22 protein-coding genes, 1 tRNA gene and 2 pseudogenes are annotated in these 18822 nt (G+C 35.5%); 19 read left to right on the top strand and 6 right to left on the bottom strand.

Translation table 11 applies throughout. The features are described 5' to 3' along the window. The first annotated feature begins 79 nt into the window (after positions 1–79). The 8 genes and pseudogenes from ACQH1X_RS01850 to ACQH1X_RS01815 form a co-directional block, all read left to right on the top strand. Positions 80–331, top strand: coding sequence for a cold-shock protein (locus ACQH1X_RS01850; RefSeq protein ID WP_064124857.1), 252 nt, complete (start codon positions 80–82; stop codon positions 329–331). A gap of 35 nt (positions 332–366) precedes the next feature. Then, a complete protein-coding gene (locus ACQH1X_RS01845) occupies positions 367–1593 on the top strand; it encodes a DEAD/DEAH box helicase (RefSeq protein ID WP_425386391.1) in 1227 nt (408 codons plus the stop codon). A 204-nt stretch (positions 1594–1797) separates the two neighbouring features. Next, a complete protein-coding gene (locus ACQH1X_RS01840; protein WP_425386390.1) occupies positions 1798–4104 on the top strand; it encodes an AAA family ATPase in 2307 nt (768 codons plus the stop codon). A gap of 64 nt (positions 4105–4168) precedes the next feature. Beyond that, complete coding sequence (locus ACQH1X_RS01835) at positions 4169–5065, top strand: class I fructose-bisphosphate aldolase (protein WP_425386640.1); 897 nt, start codon at positions 4169–4171, stop codon at positions 5063–5065. Between the two features lie 5 nt (positions 5066–5070). Beyond that, positions 5071–5142, top strand: a tRNA-Cys gene (locus tag ACQH1X_RS01830). A gap of 138 nt (positions 5143–5280) precedes the next feature. Further along, on the top strand, positions 5281–6348 hold the full coding sequence (locus tag ACQH1X_RS01825) for a quinone-dependent dihydroorotate dehydrogenase (RefSeq protein WP_425386389.1): 1068 nt from the start codon (positions 5281–5283) through the stop codon (positions 6346–6348). 92 nt (positions 6349–6440) lie between these two features. Then, positions 6441–7139 carry a ribonuclease III gene (gene rnc, locus ACQH1X_RS01820; protein ID WP_425386388.1) on the top strand — a complete coding sequence of 233 codons (699 nt, stop codon included), beginning with the start codon at positions 6441–6443 and terminating at the stop codon, positions 7137–7139. A gap of 81 nt (positions 7140–7220) precedes the next feature. Next, a pseudogene (locus tag ACQH1X_RS01815) lies at positions 7221–7356 on the top strand (IS66 family transposase); the annotation flags it as partial. 417 nt (positions 7357–7773) lie between these two features. On the opposite strand, the gene ACQH1X_RS01810 reads toward ACQH1X_RS01815, so the two are convergent. From ACQH1X_RS01810 to ACQH1X_RS01800, 3 genes and pseudogenes are all read right to left on the bottom strand, one after another. Next, on the bottom strand, positions 7774–8316 hold the full coding sequence (locus ACQH1X_RS01810; protein ID WP_265035012.1) for a hypothetical protein: 543 nt from the start codon (positions 8314–8316) through the stop codon (positions 7774–7776). 109 nt (positions 8317–8425) lie between these two features. After that, positions 8426–8956 carry a phospholipase D family protein gene (locus ACQH1X_RS01805; protein WP_265025859.1) on the bottom strand — a complete coding sequence of 177 codons (531 nt, stop codon included), beginning with the start codon at positions 8954–8956 and terminating at the stop codon, positions 8426–8428. A gap of 758 nt (positions 8957–9714) precedes the next feature. Next, a pseudogene (locus tag ACQH1X_RS01800) lies at positions 9715–10466 on the bottom strand (IS5 family transposase). A 25-nt stretch (positions 10467–10491) separates the two neighbouring features. Here ACQH1X_RS01800 and ACQH1X_RS01795 point away from each other — a divergent pair. The 6 genes from ACQH1X_RS01795 to ACQH1X_RS01770 all read left to right on the top strand — a co-directional run bounded on the left by ACQH1X_RS01795 (position 10492) and on the right by ACQH1X_RS01770 (position 12736). Continuing rightward, positions 10492–10971, top strand: a complete 480-nt coding sequence (locus ACQH1X_RS01795) for a reverse transcriptase domain-containing protein (RefSeq protein ID WP_425386639.1) — start codon at positions 10492–10494, stop codon at positions 10969–10971. 60 nt (positions 10972–11031) lie between these two features. Continuing rightward, positions 11032–11214 carry a group II intron maturase-specific domain-containing protein gene (locus ACQH1X_RS01790; protein WP_425386387.1) on the top strand — a complete coding sequence of 61 codons (183 nt, stop codon included), beginning with the start codon at positions 11032–11034 and terminating at the stop codon, positions 11212–11214. A 111-nt stretch (positions 11215–11325) separates the two neighbouring features. Further along, complete coding sequence (locus ACQH1X_RS01785) at positions 11326–11448, top strand: hypothetical protein (protein WP_425386386.1); 123 nt, start codon at positions 11326–11328, stop codon at positions 11446–11448. Next, on the top strand, positions 11426–11527 hold the full coding sequence (locus tag ACQH1X_RS01780) for a transposase DNA-binding-containing protein (RefSeq protein WP_425386638.1): 102 nt from the start codon (positions 11426–11428) through the stop codon (positions 11525–11527). Before ACQH1X_RS01785 ends, ACQH1X_RS01780 begins: the two co-directional genes overlap by 23 nt. A gap of 360 nt (positions 11528–11887) precedes the next feature. Then, complete coding sequence (locus tag ACQH1X_RS01775) at positions 11888–12223, top strand: hypothetical protein (RefSeq protein WP_425385942.1); 336 nt, start codon at positions 11888–11890, stop codon at positions 12221–12223. A gap of 75 nt (positions 12224–12298) precedes the next feature. Further along, positions 12299–12736 (top strand): IS4 family transposase, encoded by a 438-nt coding sequence (locus ACQH1X_RS01770; RefSeq protein WP_425386385.1) that lies wholly within the window; start codon positions 12299–12301, stop codon positions 12734–12736. Here ACQH1X_RS01770 and ACQH1X_RS01765 read toward each other — a convergent pair. Genes ACQH1X_RS01765 through ACQH1X_RS01755 form a run of 3 tightly spaced genes read right to left on the bottom strand, consistent with a single transcriptional unit; the run spans position 12683 to position 14567 of the window. Next, positions 12683–12841 carry a hypothetical protein gene (locus ACQH1X_RS01765; RefSeq protein WP_425386384.1) on the bottom strand — a complete coding sequence of 53 codons (159 nt, stop codon included), beginning with the start codon at positions 12839–12841 and terminating at the stop codon, positions 12683–12685. The genes ACQH1X_RS01770 and ACQH1X_RS01765 overlap by 54 nt on opposite strands. A gap of 11 nt (positions 12842–12852) precedes the next feature. Next, positions 12853–14154 carry a group II intron reverse transcriptase/maturase gene (gene ltrA / locus ACQH1X_RS01760; protein ID WP_425385808.1) on the bottom strand — a complete coding sequence of 434 codons (1302 nt, stop codon included), beginning with the start codon at positions 14152–14154 and terminating at the stop codon, positions 12853–12855. A 26-nt stretch (positions 14155–14180) separates the two neighbouring features. Next, the gene (locus ACQH1X_RS01755) at positions 14181–14567 is read right to left on the bottom strand and encodes a hypothetical protein (RefSeq protein WP_246433168.1); all 387 of its coding nucleotides are present in this window, start codon (positions 14565–14567) and stop codon (positions 14181–14183) included. Between the two features lie 490 nt (positions 14568–15057). Here ACQH1X_RS01755 and ACQH1X_RS01750 point away from each other — a divergent pair, with 490 nt between their 5' ends. From ACQH1X_RS01750 to ACQH1X_RS01730, 5 genes are all read left to right on the top strand, one after another. Continuing rightward, positions 15058–15270, top strand: a complete 213-nt coding sequence (locus tag ACQH1X_RS01750; protein ID WP_265025921.1) for a hypothetical protein — start codon at positions 15058–15060, stop codon at positions 15268–15270. Then, complete coding sequence (locus ACQH1X_RS01745) at positions 15267–15440, top strand: hypothetical protein (protein WP_425386383.1); 174 nt, start codon at positions 15267–15269, stop codon at positions 15438–15440. Before ACQH1X_RS01750 ends, ACQH1X_RS01745 begins: the two co-directional genes overlap by 4 nt. Before the next feature lie 8 nt (positions 15441–15448). Then, positions 15449–16339 carry a hypothetical protein gene (locus tag ACQH1X_RS01740; RefSeq protein WP_425386382.1) on the top strand — a complete coding sequence of 297 codons (891 nt, stop codon included), beginning with the start codon at positions 15449–15451 and terminating at the stop codon, positions 16337–16339. 78 nt (positions 16340–16417) lie between these two features. After that, complete coding sequence (locus ACQH1X_RS01735; protein WP_341818369.1) at positions 16418–16693, top strand: YggT family protein; 276 nt, start codon at positions 16418–16420, stop codon at positions 16691–16693. A 4-nt stretch (positions 16694–16697) separates the two neighbouring features. Next, complete coding sequence (locus ACQH1X_RS01730) at positions 16698–18812, top strand: DNA translocase FtsK 4TM domain-containing protein (RefSeq protein WP_425386381.1); 2115 nt, start codon at positions 16698–16700, stop codon at positions 18810–18812. Positions 18813–18822: the final 10 nt, after the last annotated feature.

The following is an 18822-nucleotide window of genomic DNA, read 5'->3' as shown; positions in this document are numbered from 1 at the left end:
GCTTAAAGCATTCTCAATCGTAATTTCAAAGTTTTTCATCACATTAGTAATGTTAGTTAATAATTTAGGAGTTGTTTAAATGGAATTTGGTAATGTAAAATGGTTTAATGCCGAAAAAGGCTATGGTTTCATCAAGCCAGAAGGTAAAGGGGGTGATGTTTTTGTACATATTAGCACATTGGAACGTTCAGGAATAAGGCCTGAGACACTTAAAGGAGAGAATAAAGAGAAGGGAATAAAAGGAGAAAGGGTGAGTTATGAGGTTAAAGAGGAGCGCGGTAGAAACGGAGAAGATAAAAAATCTGCAATAAATTTAAGATTGGAAGATTAATCTATTATGAAATCTTTTAACAGGATTAACGTATTGTGAATAATTTTCATGGGATGGGTCTCCCAGCTTCGCTTACACAAGCTCTAGATAAAAATAATCTTTTCGTCCCAACTCCGATTCAAGTACAAGCGATTCCCTTAGCGCTACAAGGTAAAGATATTCTCGGATCTGCTCAAACGGGAACTGGAAAAACTTTGGCATTTGCTATTCCATTGGTTGCTAAGTTGCTGAATGAGCCTAACACTGGTTCAGCTTTAGTCATCGTGCCAACCAGGGAGCTTGCGCATCAGGTAACAAATGAGATAAGAAAACTCTTATCTCAAAATTCTGCACTAAGGGTCGCTTTGTTGATTGGTGGTGAGCCTATTTTTAGGCAGCTAAATCAGCTTCAGAAAAAACCACAAATTGTAATAGGTACTCCTGGTCGTATTATAGACCATATTGAGCGTAAAACTTTGATTACTCGCAATGTTAGCGTTCTTGTGCTTGATGAAACGGATCGTATGTTTGATATGGGCTTTGGAATTCAAATTGAAGGGATCATGAAATATCTGCCAAAAATACGGCAGACTCTTATGTTTTCTGCAACTCTTCCTAGTGATATAGTTAAACTTACTGAGAAGTACCTTAATCGACCAGAACGTATTTCTGTTGATTGTGAGACTACAACTTCTGTAAAAATTAAGCAAGAGATTGTTTATGCATCAGAATCAGAAAAATATGAAAAGCTTGTTACACAACTATGTCAGCGCGAAGGATCAATCATTATCTTTGTCAAAACAAAGCAAGGAGCGGATCTGCTAGCTAGCAGATTGCACAAAGATGACTATAGCGCTTTAGCAATTCATGGTGATTTAAGGCAGCACAAGCGCGAAAGGGTCATTAATTCTTTTCGTCGTGGCCGCAATCAAATCATGGTTGCAACAGATGTTGCTTCTCGCGGCCTTGATATTCCCCACATTCAACATGTTATCAATTATGATGCACCACAATCGCAAGCTGACTATATTCATCGTATAGGCAGAACTGCACGTGCTGGAGCTGAAGGGCATGCGCTATCTTTTGTTACACCTCAAGATAAGAGAAGACTGCCTGCATTGGCAGACAAAGAAGGAGAGCCAAATTTTGATTGTAGTGTGCAATTTAAAAAACGTAATAGCAAAAAGGTCTTTAAAAGGCCAAGTACGTTAAAGACTAAATACGGTAGAAAAAAGATCAATGCATTTAAGAAGAAAAGCAGAGTACTAGAAAAAGCGTATTAAATAGGATTTACCTACAACTTGATAAGCGTAAAACTCGTCATTCCGCTACTCATTAGCGGAATCTATGTTGAGATATCGCGGTGCTATGACGTAGATCCATAGTGGGGATTCAAATTGGCTACAGCGAACTCCTGGATTTCAATTTTTTTAATAATTGTGTGCTATTCATTATATATGAGTTCCCACTTTTAAAGAGAATAGGAGATGATTTCCAAAAACTTAGAGGCAAGTTTGAATAGAGCACTACTCATTGCTTCTAATTTTAATCTAAAATATGCGAAAGTAGAACATTTATTGCTGGCGTTAACTAAAGACGTGGACGTAAATTACGTTTTATCAAGATGTAATATCAGAGCCGATGAAATCATCAATATGGATAACATTCTATCAAGATGCAATATTAAGGCTAATGATTATAATAATAATATAAAAGGGTTTTTACAAAGCAGTTCTGAATTGATTATCAGTGGAGTTAAACCTAGCTCAATCTTTCAATGCATAATACACAGAGCAATAATACGGGCTCATAGCTTGGGGAAAAAAGAAATAAATGGAGCAAGTGTTCTAGTAGAAATTTTGTCTGGGCAAGATTTCTACGTTGAAGATCTATTGCAGAAACAAAGTGCGAAAGATTCCAATTTGATTTACCATATATCTAATATGAAATACTCTAACGATATAGATGAATACACCACCAATCATAAAGTAAAACTTGATAAAAATAATGACGCTCCTACTACAGTAAATAAAGGTGAGCTACTAAAAGATGAGGAAATTCTACAAAGTTATTGTAAAAATTTAAATGACTATGCAAGAAGCAAAAAAATAGATTATGTTATTGGTCGTGATTATGAATTAAATCGCACTATAGAAATATTATTGAGGCGTAGAAAAAACAACCCTTTATATGTTGGAGACCCAGGTGTTGGCAAAACAACAATAGTTGAGGGTTTTGTATTGAAGATCATTGAAGGCAGTGTTCCGAGTGCGCTCAGGTCCAGTGTAATTTATGCTTTGGATTTAGGATCACTCCTTGCAGGGACACGCTACAGAGGTGATTTTGAAGAGAGAATAAAATCTATAATAAAAGCGATTGAGGCAAAACCAGGTGCTATCCTTTTTATTGACGAAATACACACTATCATTGGAGCAGGTTCTACAAGTGGTAGCTTTCTTGATGCAGGTAACCTACTCAAACCTGCGCTTGCAAGAGGTACACTGCGTTGTATAGGTGCAACTACATATAGAGAATACAGCACTAGTTTTGAAAAAGATAAAGCACTAGCGAGAAGGTTTCAAAAAATTAATGTTAAAGAATCTTCTGTTAATGAAACGATAAAGATACTAGATGGTATAAAGCACTACTATGAAGGGTATCATGGAGTATATTATACAAAGAATGCCATTAGGTCTGCGGCTGAACTTTCGCATAAGTATATTACTGGGCGAATATTACCTGATAAAGCGGTTGATGTTATTGATGAGGCAGGAGCATATTGTAAATTGCTAAGAAACAGGGGTAAAATTGTAAATAGTAGAGATATTAAGAATACCATTACTAGAATTACAAATGTGCCTTGCGGATCTGAATCTGATGATTTGCAGAAAGTAAAGTCTTTAAAAGCTAATCTAGAGAAGGTGATTTTTGGCCAAGAGCAGGCAATAGAATCTCTTGTTAGTTCTATTAAAATTGCTAAATCTGGGTTGAGAAATTACAATAAGCCTTTAGCAAATTATCTTTTTGCAGGGCCAACCGGTGTTGGTAAAACCGAGCTAGCAAAACAATTAGCAGAAAGCATGGGCATGAATCTTATACGCTTTGATATGTCCGAATACATTGAATCTCATACGATATCAAGGATGATTGGTTCTCCTCCTGGATATGTAGGTTATGATCAGGGTGGATTACTCACAGAGTCTGTATCTAACAATCAATATAGTGTTGTGTTGCTTGATGAAATTGAAAAGGCCCATAGCGATATCTATAATATATTGCTACAAATTATGGATTATGGTTGTGTTACAGACACTTACGGACGTAAAGTTAACTTTTCCAATATAATTTTAATTATGACAACTAATGCAGGAGCAGTTGAACGCAGCAAAAGTTTTGTTGGCTTTGGGCATAAAAATTTTAACATTGGTGATAGTGAAAAAGCGATAGAACAGGTTTTTAGCCCTGAATTTCGTAATCGTCTTGATGCGATTATTTCTTTTTCTGACTTAAGTACGGATGTGATTTTGCATATTGTGGATAAATTTGTCCTAGAACTGAAAAAGCAACTGACGCAAAAAGGCATAAACTGCTTGGTAGAGGATGAAGTGAAATCTTATCTTGTACAAATGGGTTATAGTAAAGAAATGGGAGCACGTCCGATAGAGAGACTTATTGAAAAAGAGATAAAAAGTTACTTAGCGGAAGAAATACTGAATCGTAAATTAACAAAAGGAAAGAAATTAAGAATTTATATGAATAAAGTAGTAAATAAAATTGCTTTTGATATAGTTTAAAATCCTTGTATTGAACTTCATCTTTGTTACAATTTATAACTTAAATTTAATTTGAATTATAGTGATAAGTGATAAAGTAAAACAAGTTCTAAGCTACTACGAAAGTGAAAACCCCGGGGTAAAAGCAAACCTTACTCGTATTCTCATGCATGGAAAGCTTGGTGGCACTGGCAAGTTAGTGATTCTGCCTGTAGACCAAGGGTTTGAGCACGGGCCAATAAAAAGCTTTGAAGTTAATCCCGATGCTTATGACCCACATTATCATTTTCAGCTTGCGGTTGATTCGGGAGTAAGTGCATATGCTGCTCCACTTGGTATGATTGAAGCTGGTGCTTCGACTTATGCTGGAATGCTCCCACTTATTTTGAAACTTAATAGTTCCAACTCCTTACATTCAAAAAATCTGACTTCTGATCAAGCAATAACCTCTTCTGTGAAAGATGCGCTGCGTTTGGGCTGCTTGGCTGTTGGATTTACTATATATCCTGGTTCTGCCAAGTGTTTTGATATGATGGAAGAAGCTCGTGAAATCGTAGCTGAAGCCAAATCTTATGGGCTTGCAGTAGTGCTATGGTCTTATCCACGTGGTGAAGGAATTTCCAAAGAAGGTGAAACAGCAGTTGATGTTATTGCCTATGCTGCGCACATAGTAGCTTTACTTGGCGCTAATATAATCAAAGTAAAGCTTCCAACTAGATATTTGGAAAAAGAAAAGATAGAAACAGAAAATATTGAATCATTATCTAAAAGAATTGAATATGTTAAAAAATCTTGTTTTGCAGGGAAAAGAATAGTAGTTTTTTCTGGTGGCGAATCGAAGGAAGTAGATGACATATGCAATGAAGCGAAAGAAATTAAGCAGGGTGGTGGTAATGGTTCAATCATTGGACGTAACACTTTTCAACGCAAAAGGGAGGAAGCTTTATCTATGCTAAAAGATATAATGGATATCTACACATAAAAAACGGCTGGGTGGCAGAATGGCTTATGCGGAGGACTGCAAATCCTTTTATACCGGTTCAATTCCGGTCCCGGCCTCTTTCATTTTCTATATCTTGTAAAAGTTGCTCAATTCAACAGTAGCTTTAAGTGTGTAACCTATAGAGAAAGCTTGTCCATTATTCATAAGTAAAATCAATTTCTTTTCAAGTTATGTTTATACTCTTATAGCGTTTCATGGTAAAAAATAAACTAAAAATAAGCAAAGTGTTTTACAAAATGATATTACGTAATTTATTGTTTTTACTGCCGCCTGAAGTTGCTCACTCTTTGGCAATCATGGCATTAAAGAAAATACCTTATAAGAATCCTATAGAGCTACCAGAATCTTTGAGTGTGAATTTTTTTGGTAGTAAGCTCAGAAGCCCCGTAGGCTTGGCTGCAGGTTTTGACAAGAATGCAGAAGTTATAAGGCCTATGCTTTCATTTGGTTTTGGGTTTATTGAAACTGGTACTGTAACTCGTAATCCACAATATGGAAACAAAAAACCAAGAATTTTTCGGTTAATTAAAAATCAAGGGGTAATTAACAGATTGGGATTTAACAATAAAGGAATAGACTATTTTCTTAAACAAATAGATGAAACCAAGCTTGATGACTGCATTTTTGGTATAAATATAGGAAAAAATAGTGCATCGAAAGACCAAATCCGTGATTATGTTGATTTAATAAAGATGGTATATGGAAAAAGCAATTATATAGTGCTGAACATCTCATCCCCAAACACGCCTAATTTACGCAATCTGCACAATAAGCAAGAATTATCGGAATTGTTGAAATCCATAACTCTAACCCGGAAATCAATTGATAATTCCGCAATAATATTAAAAATCTCACCAGATATAGATCAGCAAACGAAAGAAAATATCGCTGAGCTTGCGTTGGAATATAAGATTGACGGATTAACAGTAAGCAACACTACGGTAAGTAGAGATAATCTGCATTCCCACCACAACGAAAGTGGCGGATTGAGTGGCAAACCACTGTTCAAACTTTCAACCGAGTTATTGGGCGATATGTACAAATTTACTAAGGGCAAAATATTATTGATAGGGTGCGGAGGAATCTCAAGTGGTGCTGATGCATATAAAAAAATAAAGGCAGGAGCCTCTTTAGTGCAACTGTACACTGCTCTCATATACCAAGGGCCTCAAGTTGTGGATAAAATCAATCTGGAACTTGCAGAATTAGTAAGAAGGGATGGATTTAGTAACATTAGTGAGGTGGTGGGTTGTATACATTAATTTTGAAAGTTGTTGTTATTATTTTAGTAAAACTAAACTAATTCTCTGATATAAAAGTGTGGTAGGAAGTGCTTTTCTTTTAAACAATGGGTATGAAAAATTTGAATGATGCAATATCTAAAATCATTGATTATAAATTTACAAATTATGCAATATTAGAAGAGGCACTAACTCACCCAAGCGTAAATAAAAGGAATAGCAAAAACCAGATTGTAAGCTACGAAAGACTGGAGTTTTTAGGCGATAGTGTTTTGAATATGGTTGTGTCTGCTATATTGTATAAACTATTTCCTGAAGAAAAAGAAGGAGCATTGGCAAAAAGAAAAACGGATTTAGTTTGTGGCAACACCATTGCTAATGTTGCTAAAGAGATAAAATTAGGCAGTTTTATCATCATGAATAATAGTGAACGCTGCAATGGAGGAAGATGTAACCTAAAAAATTTAGAAAACTCGCTTGAAGCACTAATAGGTGCAATTTATATTGATGGCGGGCTTGAAAATGTTGAAAAATTTATTATCCAATATTGGGAAAAGCTAGCTAAAAGTATGCTTGACCCCCCTCAAGATCCTAAAACCTCACTGCAAGAGTGGACTCAGAAAAGCAAATTGCCTTTACCAGAATATGAGCTTGTAAAACAAACTGGACCAGCACACAATCCTGAATTTACTATATCAGTTTGCATAGAAGATTATGGTAAAGTTTCTGCATGCGCTTCTAGTAAGAAGATTGCTGAACAAAAAGCTGCTGAGTTGATGCTAGAAAAAATTGGAAAAAACGCTTCAGTTTAGGCAAAATAGGCATTAATGTAAGTTTTAAGGAAGCTAATAGCGTTTAGGGGAAATGGTCAATTTAAGGAGAAGCATAGTATTATTCATAAAAAAGTTGATCTACCAAAAATTAAGCCTTATGTAGTGGAATATCAATGGCCGTTGTTGGAGATGCGGAAAAAAAAGAAGTAGCAAGTTACCAAAAGGTGTTATGCCAGATACATTTGGTCCAAGAGTTGTTTTGTGAAGTTGACAGAGTCAAGGAGAATGAAAGTTTTAAAAAATAGCATATTTTTTAATTATAAAAATTTAATATTAACTGATATAGCTAACCCAAGAAAGGTTTTCCTACGTCATACCGCCGCGGTATCTCAGCATAGATTCCGCTAACAAGTAGCGGAATGACGAATTTTTGTTTTTCAAATTATCGGTAAATCTAAGTCAGTTTAGCTATATTATCTCTCACACCGCTTAGCTGAACAGATACCATAAAAGATAGCTAGAAAGCAATTGCACTTGCAGCAAATTTCAAGATACAAGCTTCTGTATTTATTTTAAATTAAAAAAAGCTCAAGAAAAATAAAGTCAATTTTTGACGTCCCAAATATTACAGAATGTAGTTGGTTGATTGAGTAAAAACCAGTGAACGGTCAGGTTAAAACATGTTTTTAAATTTTTGCCAAAATCCTGGTTTATTATCATTAACCTTTGTAAATGTTATATTTAAACTGTATTTCGGATCATTTGGCACGTCGTATTTTATGCTAAATGTTGAAACTTTATCGTTATTGTAAATATGCACATCATCATATGATAGCTTTGTTGTGTAACACTTTACATGCTTTTGCTTATCATACACTAAATCGCCTGACTCCCTTTCTAGTTCCACAAATTTCGTTTTTTTCTGACATTCCTTTATTTTTATTAAATCCTTATCTAGTGATATTGAAACTGGCAGCGTATTTCCAGCGTATTCTTTAGCTAAAAGTTCACTTTGAGGATACATTTTTATTTCCCTTCCAAAATGTGAGTCTATGAAATTATTACTCCAAAATTTATCGCCAGAATGTACGTATTCGTCAGTAGCATACGGTACACCACCATAACTGCATTGAACTTTATAATCTCCAACACCGTTGTTTTGAAAAAAATCGTGAATGGCAGTATAGCTACCGGCAGCATCGTTTATATAATCCATTACCTTATTCCTTGAACTTTTGGTTTATTATATCATAATCATCAGGCCAATCAATCAAAAAAGCTCTCTCTTGCTGTTTTTAGAACTGATTTTAAGCAAGTGCTCTTGATTAGTTGGGAGCATATTTATAAGACTGTGACATTCGTGCCTCCCAGTTTTTCACATACTGCTGAATCAATTCAGGATAATCTGTAATAATTAATAAATTTTCAGCATTTCCTTTTTTAGCTGTCTTACTCAGGTTAAACGACCCTGTGATAACTTTTTGATTATCAACAATCATTATCTTATTATGAGCAATTTTTGGCTTATCATCGATCCAAACTGGTACTCCACCTGAAAATAATTCATTTATAACACTATATTTTGAGTAGAGTTGCGATTTATCTAAAATGACTTTAACATCAACGCCACGCTCTTTAGCATTGATCAAAGATTTTGCAATTGTTCCAAGAGTAAATGTATATTCTTGAACTAAGATAGATTTTTTAGACTGATCTATTACGCTGATTATCGGCATAGCACAGTCTTCTCCAGGTGAAAAGCAAACCGTAGCTTTTGGGCAGGGCGAAAATATAAAACCCGCATAGTAATACAGAGAAAAACACATTAACAAGAATAAAAAGTGAAAAAGCCTCACAACAACCCACCCCCGGATATACGGCGATAGGCTACATCATAATTTAATCACCTGTCAATAGACTTCTTGCATAACCATATAACAAACTTTTATTGGGAATAGAAACGAAAAAACTTACTTGACACCCTTTGCCAGCCCCCTTATCATAAAACTGAAGGTATTCAGTTATCTTCATCTGTGCAGATTAAACAGCAAGAAAACAACGTAGTTGGCGTCTTATTTTTAATTTTTTGCACTATGTGCACCTTATGTCTTCACAATACTTCTAGGTTTTTACCTATATAAGCTGAAACGCGCTTATAAGTCGTTTAAGACAGTATAGTACGCCAATTTGCAGGATTAGAGAGTGACAACTAGCTAACACGGGATTTCTTTGCCTTTTTTTCTGCTTAGTAAATTTCTTAAATATTTAAACAAAGGTGAGTTGCATTTAAAAGCAGCTAAATTGCAGTGTTTAAAACTTAAAAAACGCCAATACTGAAAGTAGACAATGACTAGGGCTTCTTTTGCCTTTTTTTCGTTTGGTAAATTTCTTAATATTTATAGTTAAACGACAACCGTCATACCGCTACGTGTTAGCGGAATCTATGCCGAGATACCGCGAATGAATCGCGGTATGACGGTGTAGATGATGGTTAAGTATCCCGCTACGTGTTAGCGGGATCTAGAGATACCGTGACGGTATGACGGTTCGCGGCGGTATAGTAATTCGTCATCCCGCTGCTTGTTAGCGGGATCTAGGCTCTGTGGACAAAATTTTAGAGAAGCCATACAAGAGCCCCGACAAAATTTAGAAAACCCATAAAAACCTCAGCCGTTTTATCGAATCTGGAAAAAATACGCCTAAAGTTCTTAATTTTACCGAAAAACACTCAATTAAATGACGCTCTTTATAAATGTGTTTATCGTAACCCCTCTGCACTTTTCGATTACGCTTCGGAGGAATAACTGCTGTACATCCCTTGCTTTCAAGACTCGTAACAAAAGCATTGCTGTCATAGCCTTTATCAGCCACTACAGTGGTATTATAGACACTTTCAGTTAATGTTGCTGCTTGTGTAATCTCATTTCTTTGACCAGGGGTCAGAGTAAATTTAAGTGGATTTCCAAGTGCATCGACAAGCGCATGTATTTTAGTTGTAAAGCCACCTTTGCTCCTCCCTAAAGCTTCTTGATCCTTGGAGTTTTTTGTATATCCAGATGAACATGGATGGGCTCGGATGATCGTACCGTCGATTATAGCAACTTCTAAATCAGGCTCTTGTTTAGTATATTCAAGCAATTTTTCCCAGACATCTCTTCCACACCATCTTTTAAATCGCTTATGTATACTCCTGTAATTACCATAAGTTTTTGGTAAAAGTCTCCATTGGCAACCACTTCGGACTATGTACCACACTGCCTCTATGAATATTCTTAAACGTTTTTCATCTTTGCTATGCATTCCTTTTACGCTTTTTATGAACTCTAAAATTTGTTTCCAATTTTCCTCTTTGATGTAATATTGCATATGGTAGTTTCTCCATTTTTTACCTATTAAGCTAAACTACCATCTTTTTCTCTCTTTTCATATTTTTTGTCCACAGAGCCTAGAAAATAAAACGAAAAGCCAAAAAGTAAGAGTAATCTCTCCAGTACTAGCTAACTTTACCTTAGATGGTCTTGAAAAGTTATTAGAAAGTCGCTTTGGTAAACTTGGTAGTAGAAGAAGGGATAAAATCAGAAGTGGAGTAAATTTAATCAGGTACGCGGACGACTTTATTATTTCAGGTAACACATGCGAGTTACTAGAAAATGAAGTCAAGCCATTAGTATCATTCTTCCTTCGTGAGAGGGGTCTAGCCCTGTCAGAAGAAAAGACAAAGATTACATTTATTACAAAAGGGTTCGACTTTCTTAGTTGTAATGTACGTAGACATAGCAAGAAATTAATTATTACGCCCTCGAAGGAAAGTATTAAGAGGTTTCTTAAAAAAGCGCGTGCATTAATAAAAGCAAATATAGGCAGTTCATAAGCTGTAGTAATTAAGTCACTCAATCCTTTATTAAGAGGATGGGGAAACTATTACCGTCATGTGTGTGCTAAAAAAGCGTTTAGTAAGATCGACAATGAAATTTGGCATAGTTTATGGAAATGGGCAAAGAAAAGACATCCCCGTAAAGGATTACGTTGGATAAAGAATCGCTACTTTAAAGTAATGAACCATCGTCAATGGGTCTTTGCTACTTCTGTATGCAAAACAAATCAAAGAAAATAAGGCTTATGAGCTTACTCAAACTAAGCGATATTCCTATTAGACGTCATATTAAAATCCTTACTTTTACTCACAAATATAAAAAGTGAGTAAGCTAAATAATTTAGGATCAAAATGATAGAAACAAGTACAAGCGTGCAATATACAGATGGCTTAGGGGATAAATGGCTGGAAAGAGAGTTAAAACACATTAATTTGGGAGATATAAGGCTTAATAACAGATGGCTTAGGGGATAAATGGCTGGAAAGAGAGTTAAAACACATTAATTTGGGAGATATAAGGCTTAATAAAAGACTTATAAAAACAAGTTATTAGCTGTAGTGGGTGGTAAGGGTGCATATAAGCAATGAAAAGCTTGAAGATAAGGAAATTTATTCTTCCCATTATAAAGAAACTAAGGAAAGAATAAAAGGAAACCAGTTGGTATTTTCAGTTCAAGATACAAGTTATTTGGATTTTGACTCTCATATAAAGACCAAGAGACTAGGCAGTATTTCTAAAGCTTATACAAAGCATAAAATGGGTTTACTGTTGCATAGTGCCTAGCAAAGACGGATTACCTTTAGGTCTATCTTCCCAACAATGTTGGGCGCGTTCTATTAGGGAAGAAGAAACGGTACAAGAAAAAGCAAACAGAAAATACCGTACCTCCATAGAAGAAAAAGAAAGTTATAAGTGGATAACAGCTCTCAAAGAAACTATAAACAACCTTCCTCCAAATGTACAACTTTTGGTGATAGGGAAGCAGACATCTTCAAATTTTTATGGGTGGCTGAGACGTTAGGTAGTTTTTATGTAATCCGCAATCGAGCTAATAGAAGATTTATCTGTACTGAAGTCGGAAAAACAGATTTGCAAACACGCATCACTCAACTGCCAGTAAAAAAGAAAATTTCTCTAGAAGTTACTAAAGGTGAAAACCAGAGATCAAGGAAAGCTAATATTGAAGTTAAGTATATGAAAGCCTATCAGATCTTCTTCCATTTATGGGTCAAAAGATACAATACATAAAATAAGTCCCTGTATATGTGGTAAGTGCAAAAGCTCCTGATGGATTGGAAGCTGTCGACTGGACTCTACTAACTAATGTACCATACTTTAGATGCCATAGAAAAGATAAATTGGTATAAGCTAAGATGGAAAATTGAAGAGTATTTTAGGATTTTAAAATCAGGATGTAAGATAGAAAGCTCTCGCTTAGCTACAAAAGAAAGATTACAGAAGTTAATTGCTATAAAAAGTATAATCGCGTTTAAAATTTTATATTTGACAAAAGTGGCTTTATCAAATCCCATGGAAACTTGTACTAAAATTTTAAGCAACGAAGAGTGGAAGGTCCTTTACATGCGTGAGTATCGGGTAGCAACATTACCCGAAGAACCTCCAAACATAAAACAAGCTATTATTTGGTTAGGAAAATTGGGTGGATTTATGAATAGAAAAAGTGATAATTTACCAGGGTCTATGACTCTATGGCGGGGCTATGAAAACCTTAAGGAGAGCATTGTTATGCTTGTTCGGTAGAAGCTGTAGCTTTACTCCTCTCGTTTGAGTTTTATTACTACAACTCCCCCTAAAGAACCGTGCTTGCAGATTTCCCGCACACGGCTCATCAATATTAGTTTTCACAGTCGTCCCTCTTATGCATATAAAGAAAAATGTATTTTTGGCTTTGGTAATGGATTTACTTCTACGTAGTGTACAAACTGTTCCCAGGTCATACTCTTTTTCTGACTACGCCGATTTATCCATTTAAATGCTAGCTTTCTTACTGATGTGTAAAATTGTTTCAAACACCAATAATTTCCGCTAATACCAAAGTAGTTATAGTGTCCTGTTAATTTAGCCTTCAGTACTTGCCACCAATCTTTAAGTCGAATACTTCCGCGGACTATTTTCAACCACTCCTTGATTTCTTTTAGTTTTCTGGCTAGATTTAACTTTGAGGTTTTATGTCCCATTATTAATCTACCACGACGACTTTTTGCACCATAGTGCGTAAACCCCAGAAAATTGAAACTTTCCGTCCTTCGTTTCTCTCTTATCGCTTGTTGCCACTCCCTCTTGCCAAACTTTACTACTCTGGTCTTGTTTTCAGATACTTCCAACCCAAATTTATTTAGCCTTTGTTTCAGTAATTCCAGAAATTCTTCCGCGTCTACCTTACTTTCGCAACAAACCACAAAATCGTCGCAAAACCTTATTAGTTGTATATATCCTCTGGATCTTGGTTTAAATTTCTTTTCTATCCATAAATCCAACACATAATGTAAGTATATATTTGCTAATACAGGACTTACTATACCACCTTGGGGTGTACCTTGTTTTGTTGCTTCATAATTTCCAGCTTCGACTATCCCTGCCTTGAGAAACCGCTTTACTAACCACAGCAAATTTGGGTCAGTTATTCGTTCCCTTAGACATCTCATTAGCCATTTATGCTGTATATTATCGTAGAACTTCTTGATATCCACTTCTACAATGTAGTTTATTGGCTTGTACATAACTGCTTTATCTAGTGCATTTACCGCTTGATGACAGTTTCTTCCAGGTCGAAATCCATATGAGCTGTCCAGAAAGTTTGCCTCGTAAATATTTTCTAATATCTTCTTCAGCATAATCTGTACTAATTTATCCTCGGTCGATGGTATTCCGAGTCCGCGTTTCTCTTTACTTCCAGCTTTCGGTATATATACCCTCTTTACTGGTTGTGGTTGATATTGCTTCCTCTTCATACTTTCTACTAGCACTTCGAGTTTCTCATTCAGATTTTCTCCGTATGATTCCACTGTTATCTGGTCTACTCCACAAGCCTTGTTACGCTTCAGTTCTTTATAACATCTCGCAAGATTCTCTGTATTTATCAGATGGACTAACGATGTGAATTTTAGTCGCTTATCTTGCTTTGCTCTTACTGCTATCTGGTTTAGTTTATTTTGCATGTTATTCCAACCTCCGTTGTATTGGCCTAGCAATCCCTATTCCAGTTACTATATTGCTGATCGCTTCCCCTTGTACGTGGCTTTCCCACATTCTGAGTACTATCAATCAGTCCGACTTCCCCTGCATCTTCCGCTAGTTCTTGCCTTTGTTGACTTGTTCCAGCGTACCTTTGTAGGAATGCATAGGATCTCCCAAGTTCACTTGAAGTCCATTTCAATACATGGCACGGTCTCAGATCCCGATAGAGTGAGTGATAACTTGCCTTTACGTTATCCTTCATGCTGTCTTCCATGGCCATGAAAATGTCGACCTCTATGTCTTCAGGTATTTCGGAACTCAATCCCTTCACTTTCGTTGTACCCTGCATTGTCCATCCCACTAGCTCTATTACACTCGTTACCTCATGCAACATAGTGGTCTGTTCCAAACTGTTGGCTAGACTTTGTTTGTGTTGGATTTTCACCAACTGTTCTCCAAGCACTTCTTGGCGCACCACATCATAACCTCTCAAAATTGTGGGTAAAAGTAAGATCTAAATCCGATAGAGCATTGTTGGCACACCATCAAAAGTCGCCTCAGACCTCTAATGCACCACTATACAGACTTGCAGCTTTTAGTTGGTAGTACCATAATGGAATTTTATCATTCATTTTAGAAACTACTATAGTTAGCGGAATCTATGCCGAGATACCGCGGCGGTATGACATGGGGAAACCTTGCTTGGGTCAGCTATAGTAAAAAGATTACTAAACATTTCTCCTTAATTAATTTTATTAAATATTAGCATAATAAATTAAGTTTAATATTTTTTTATTAAAATATTAAATTAAAATATTGATTACTTAAACAGCATGAATTATGATATTATTAATTTATATAGTTGAAATTTTAGGAATATGTTTATGCCAAAATATGTTAAGGAGTATATTAAGGAATATGTTAGTAATATTGCTGAGTCTAATATATTAAAGGTTTATACTTTCAAAAATGAATCTCAAATTCAGGTATTTTTCAAAATTGAAAATGAAGAAATTGATAGAATTTTTTCAGGACAAGAAATAGTAACATTTTTAAATTACACTACCAAAAAGAACTTAAACCTGAAAAAAATATGATAGATCGTAAAAATAACTTTACCATTAGTAAAAACGTAAAACAAGGCATTATTAAAGATGTAGAAGGTATACGTAGAAAAAATGGTAGATATTCATATAAAGTACCAGTTTTATCACCTGAAGAACAATACGAGGAATTGTTTGAAAGCAAGCTATCCGATTTGATTTGAATCATTTTATGTCAAGCAACATATCAAAAAGCATGAACTTGAAGAATAGATTTGAAGAAACTTTGGGTTTTGACCCCGAAGAAGGGCTATGTCATCCGTTAAATTATTTTATTACTGCTATAGGACTAAAGAATAAAGAAGATTTTGCTAAGCTTCTCAAGCATGAATATGTTGTATCTGAGCAAGATTTTATAGCTTATGTTGATACAGGACAAGGACAAACGACTAAGTTATTAGCAATACAGGTTTTAGCGCAATGCTTACCTGTTCTTGATGTTCAGAGCATTGACAGGCGTGAAGGAGAATCATTTTATGATGAAATGATATACGATCAACTATGTAAAGATTCATCCTTGATGAGAAGACAAGTTAACATTGATCAAGAACAAGTCAAACGTGCTTTAAAGGATGTAGGAACAGAACGCTACTTAGAATTTATCTTTGCTTGTGGTACTTACTGTAAAAAGAATGGTACTGATAATTCCTATTACACCTCCAATAGTGATAGCGATTACCCCATAGATAATAATGATTATAACGTAAGCTCTGCACATTCTATGTTGGTGTATAAAGCAGAAAATAGTAAATATATATTTTTTGATCCTAATGAAGGGGCAGTTGGCTTTTGCCCCGATACAGGAGTTGCTAATTTAACCTCTGAAGAAATTTGTAAGACACTAGAGTTGGCTGTAAACCTTTATTCATACGATCAATATATTGAAGATTTTTTGATTGTTCCAGACAGTTTTTACACTTATGTTATGCTTGCAGATGCAACATTAATGTTAAAAAAAGCTGAACAATTTTACGAAACAGCAAAAGATCCAAGCTCAAAAATTGTAGATATATCTGTTAATAAAAATACTGGTAATTTATCATTTATACCTGTAATACCATAAAAGTGTATAATTGCTACAAGACTTGATTTTTAACCTTTCATGTAATACAAGTGCAATATAGTCAATTAAAGCAAAGCTATGCATCCAATCATATATCTACTCAACACGTTACTTGATTTTTATAGCTTCATTCTAATATGTTGGATTATCCTAGATTTGCTGATTAGGCTTAATATAGTGAACGTGTATAATGATACTGTCAATCGCATAATGCGCACCTTGAATCAGTTGACTTATCCACCACTGAAAATTATCAGAAGATACATACCACCGTTCAACGGATTAGATTTATCTATAATGATATTGCTAATAGCAATTCGCTTTGTACAATATACAATGAATTACTACTTTTAAGTAGATGCTAAAAAGATATCTAAAAGCAGCAGTATGTCTATCACTCTTAATATATATATATATATCAGTTTTTAGCTACAACTATAAAGATCCTTCCTTAAACACAGCCACAAATGAGGAAGTGACAAATTTAGGTGGAATAGTAAGTTCATATTTAGCTGATATATTGGTTCAATTTCTTGGATTAACTAGTGTTACAATAGCTACAACCATAGTTTACTTGTTGATCTTCAGGCCATCAAAAAGGCTGCTAAAAATTCTCTATTTAATATTAATCAATTTAGGGATATGTGCTATACTACCACAACTTTCGCTAGGCATCACTGCAAGGTACAGACACAGTGGAATAATAGGGAATGCACTAATTAATAACTGCCCGTTTTATGTATTTGTGATAGTAACATCAATAGGTCTTATAGGATCGGTTGGTTGGAAGAGAACAATTTACTCTCTATTCTTCTTATGTAAAAAAATAGCTTACTTATTTGTAAATGTTCCATTCTTCAGATCACATAAAACTGCTGAGTATTCAATTGCACCATTAGTAGTAGAAGAAAAACATAGAACTAAAATCACTACTAAACAACAACCAAAAGAAAGACAGAAAAAAGCTACCGAAGAAATTTTCAGTGAGTTCGAGTTTCCAAGCATTCATTTACTTTCTAAAGCAGAGGAGTCTTTGCAGAGAAAGCAGCTGAATAAAATGGAGAGCAATAAAAATTTATCTCTGCTGGAACAAGTCCTGAGTGATTTTGGCGTGCAAGGAAAAATTATCAGTGTATGCTATGGGCCGGTTGTGACTTTATACAAACTTGAACCACAAGCTGGCACGAAATCTGCAAGAGTGATTGGCCTTGCAGATGATATTGCACGTTCAATGAGTGCACTCTCTGCACGTATTTCAATAATTCGTGGGCAAAATGCTATGGGAATAGAGTTGCCGAACAAGGAACGAGAAATTGTAATGCTGCGTGATTTGCTTGAATCCCCAGAATACCAGAATGCAAACTTAAATCTTCCAATTGCGCTTGGCAAGGAAATAAGCGGAAAACCAGTTATTGCAGATCTGACTAAAATGCCCCACTTGCTTGTTGCTGGAACCACAGGGTCGGGTAAATCAGTTGCGATTAACACTATGATTCTTTCACTCGTTTATCGATTAAGTCCTGATGAATGTAAGATGATAATGATCGACCCCAAAATGCTTGAGCTTTCGATATATGATGCAATACCGCATCTAATAACGCCAGTGGTAACAGAGCCAAAAAAGGCTGTAGTCGCTCTTAAGTGGATAGTGAAAGAAATGGAAAATCGTTATCGCATGATGTCGTATTTGAATGTGCGCAACGTAATAAACTATAATCAGAAAATCACAGAAGCGATGAATAGTGGAATAGAATTGGAGCGCGTTGTGCAGATTGGCTTTAATTCAACAACAGGCAAACCTTTGTTCGAAAAAATACCAATCAAGATGGAGACATTTCCATATATTGTAGTGATCGTGGATGAAATGGCAGATCTAATGCTTGTTGCCGGTAAAGAAATAGAGTGCTCTATTCAACGTTTAGCTCAGATGGCTCGTGCTGCAGGAATACACATCATAATGGCAACACAACGTCCATCCGTGGATGTGATAACAGGTGTGATAAAGGCAAACTTTCCAACAAGAATCAGTTTTGCTGTTACTTCTAAGATAGATAGCCGCACAATACTTGGCGAACAAGGGGCTGAACAATTGCTCGGCATGGGTGATATGCTCTATATGGCCTCTGGTGGTAAGATCATTCGAGTTCACGGCCCATTTGTAAGTGATAATGAGGTGCAAGATATAGTTGATCATCTAAAAATGCAAGGTGAGCCGAATTACATGGAGGAAATCACCAAAGAAGATGAAAATTCTTCTGTGGAATCAGAAGGTGAAACAGAGGATGAAGAAAACGACCTTTACAACCAAGCAGTGGCCATCATTCAAAGAGATCAAAAAGTTTCAACCAGTTATATTCAACGACAACTTAGAATAGGCTATAACAGAGCTGCAAACATCGTTGAAAGAATGGAAAAGGAAGGTATTATCAGCGCTCCAAATTACTCAGGGAAAAGAGAGATATTGGTTGAATAACAGGGCTTCT

The organism is Wolbachia endosymbiont (group A) of Barypeithes pellucidus (genome assembly GCF_964030885.1).
In the GTDB taxonomy this organism is placed as follows: Bacteria; Pseudomonadota; Alphaproteobacteria; order Rickettsiales; family Anaplasmataceae; genus Wolbachia.
This window is presented reverse-complemented; position numbering and strand designations above follow the sequence as displayed.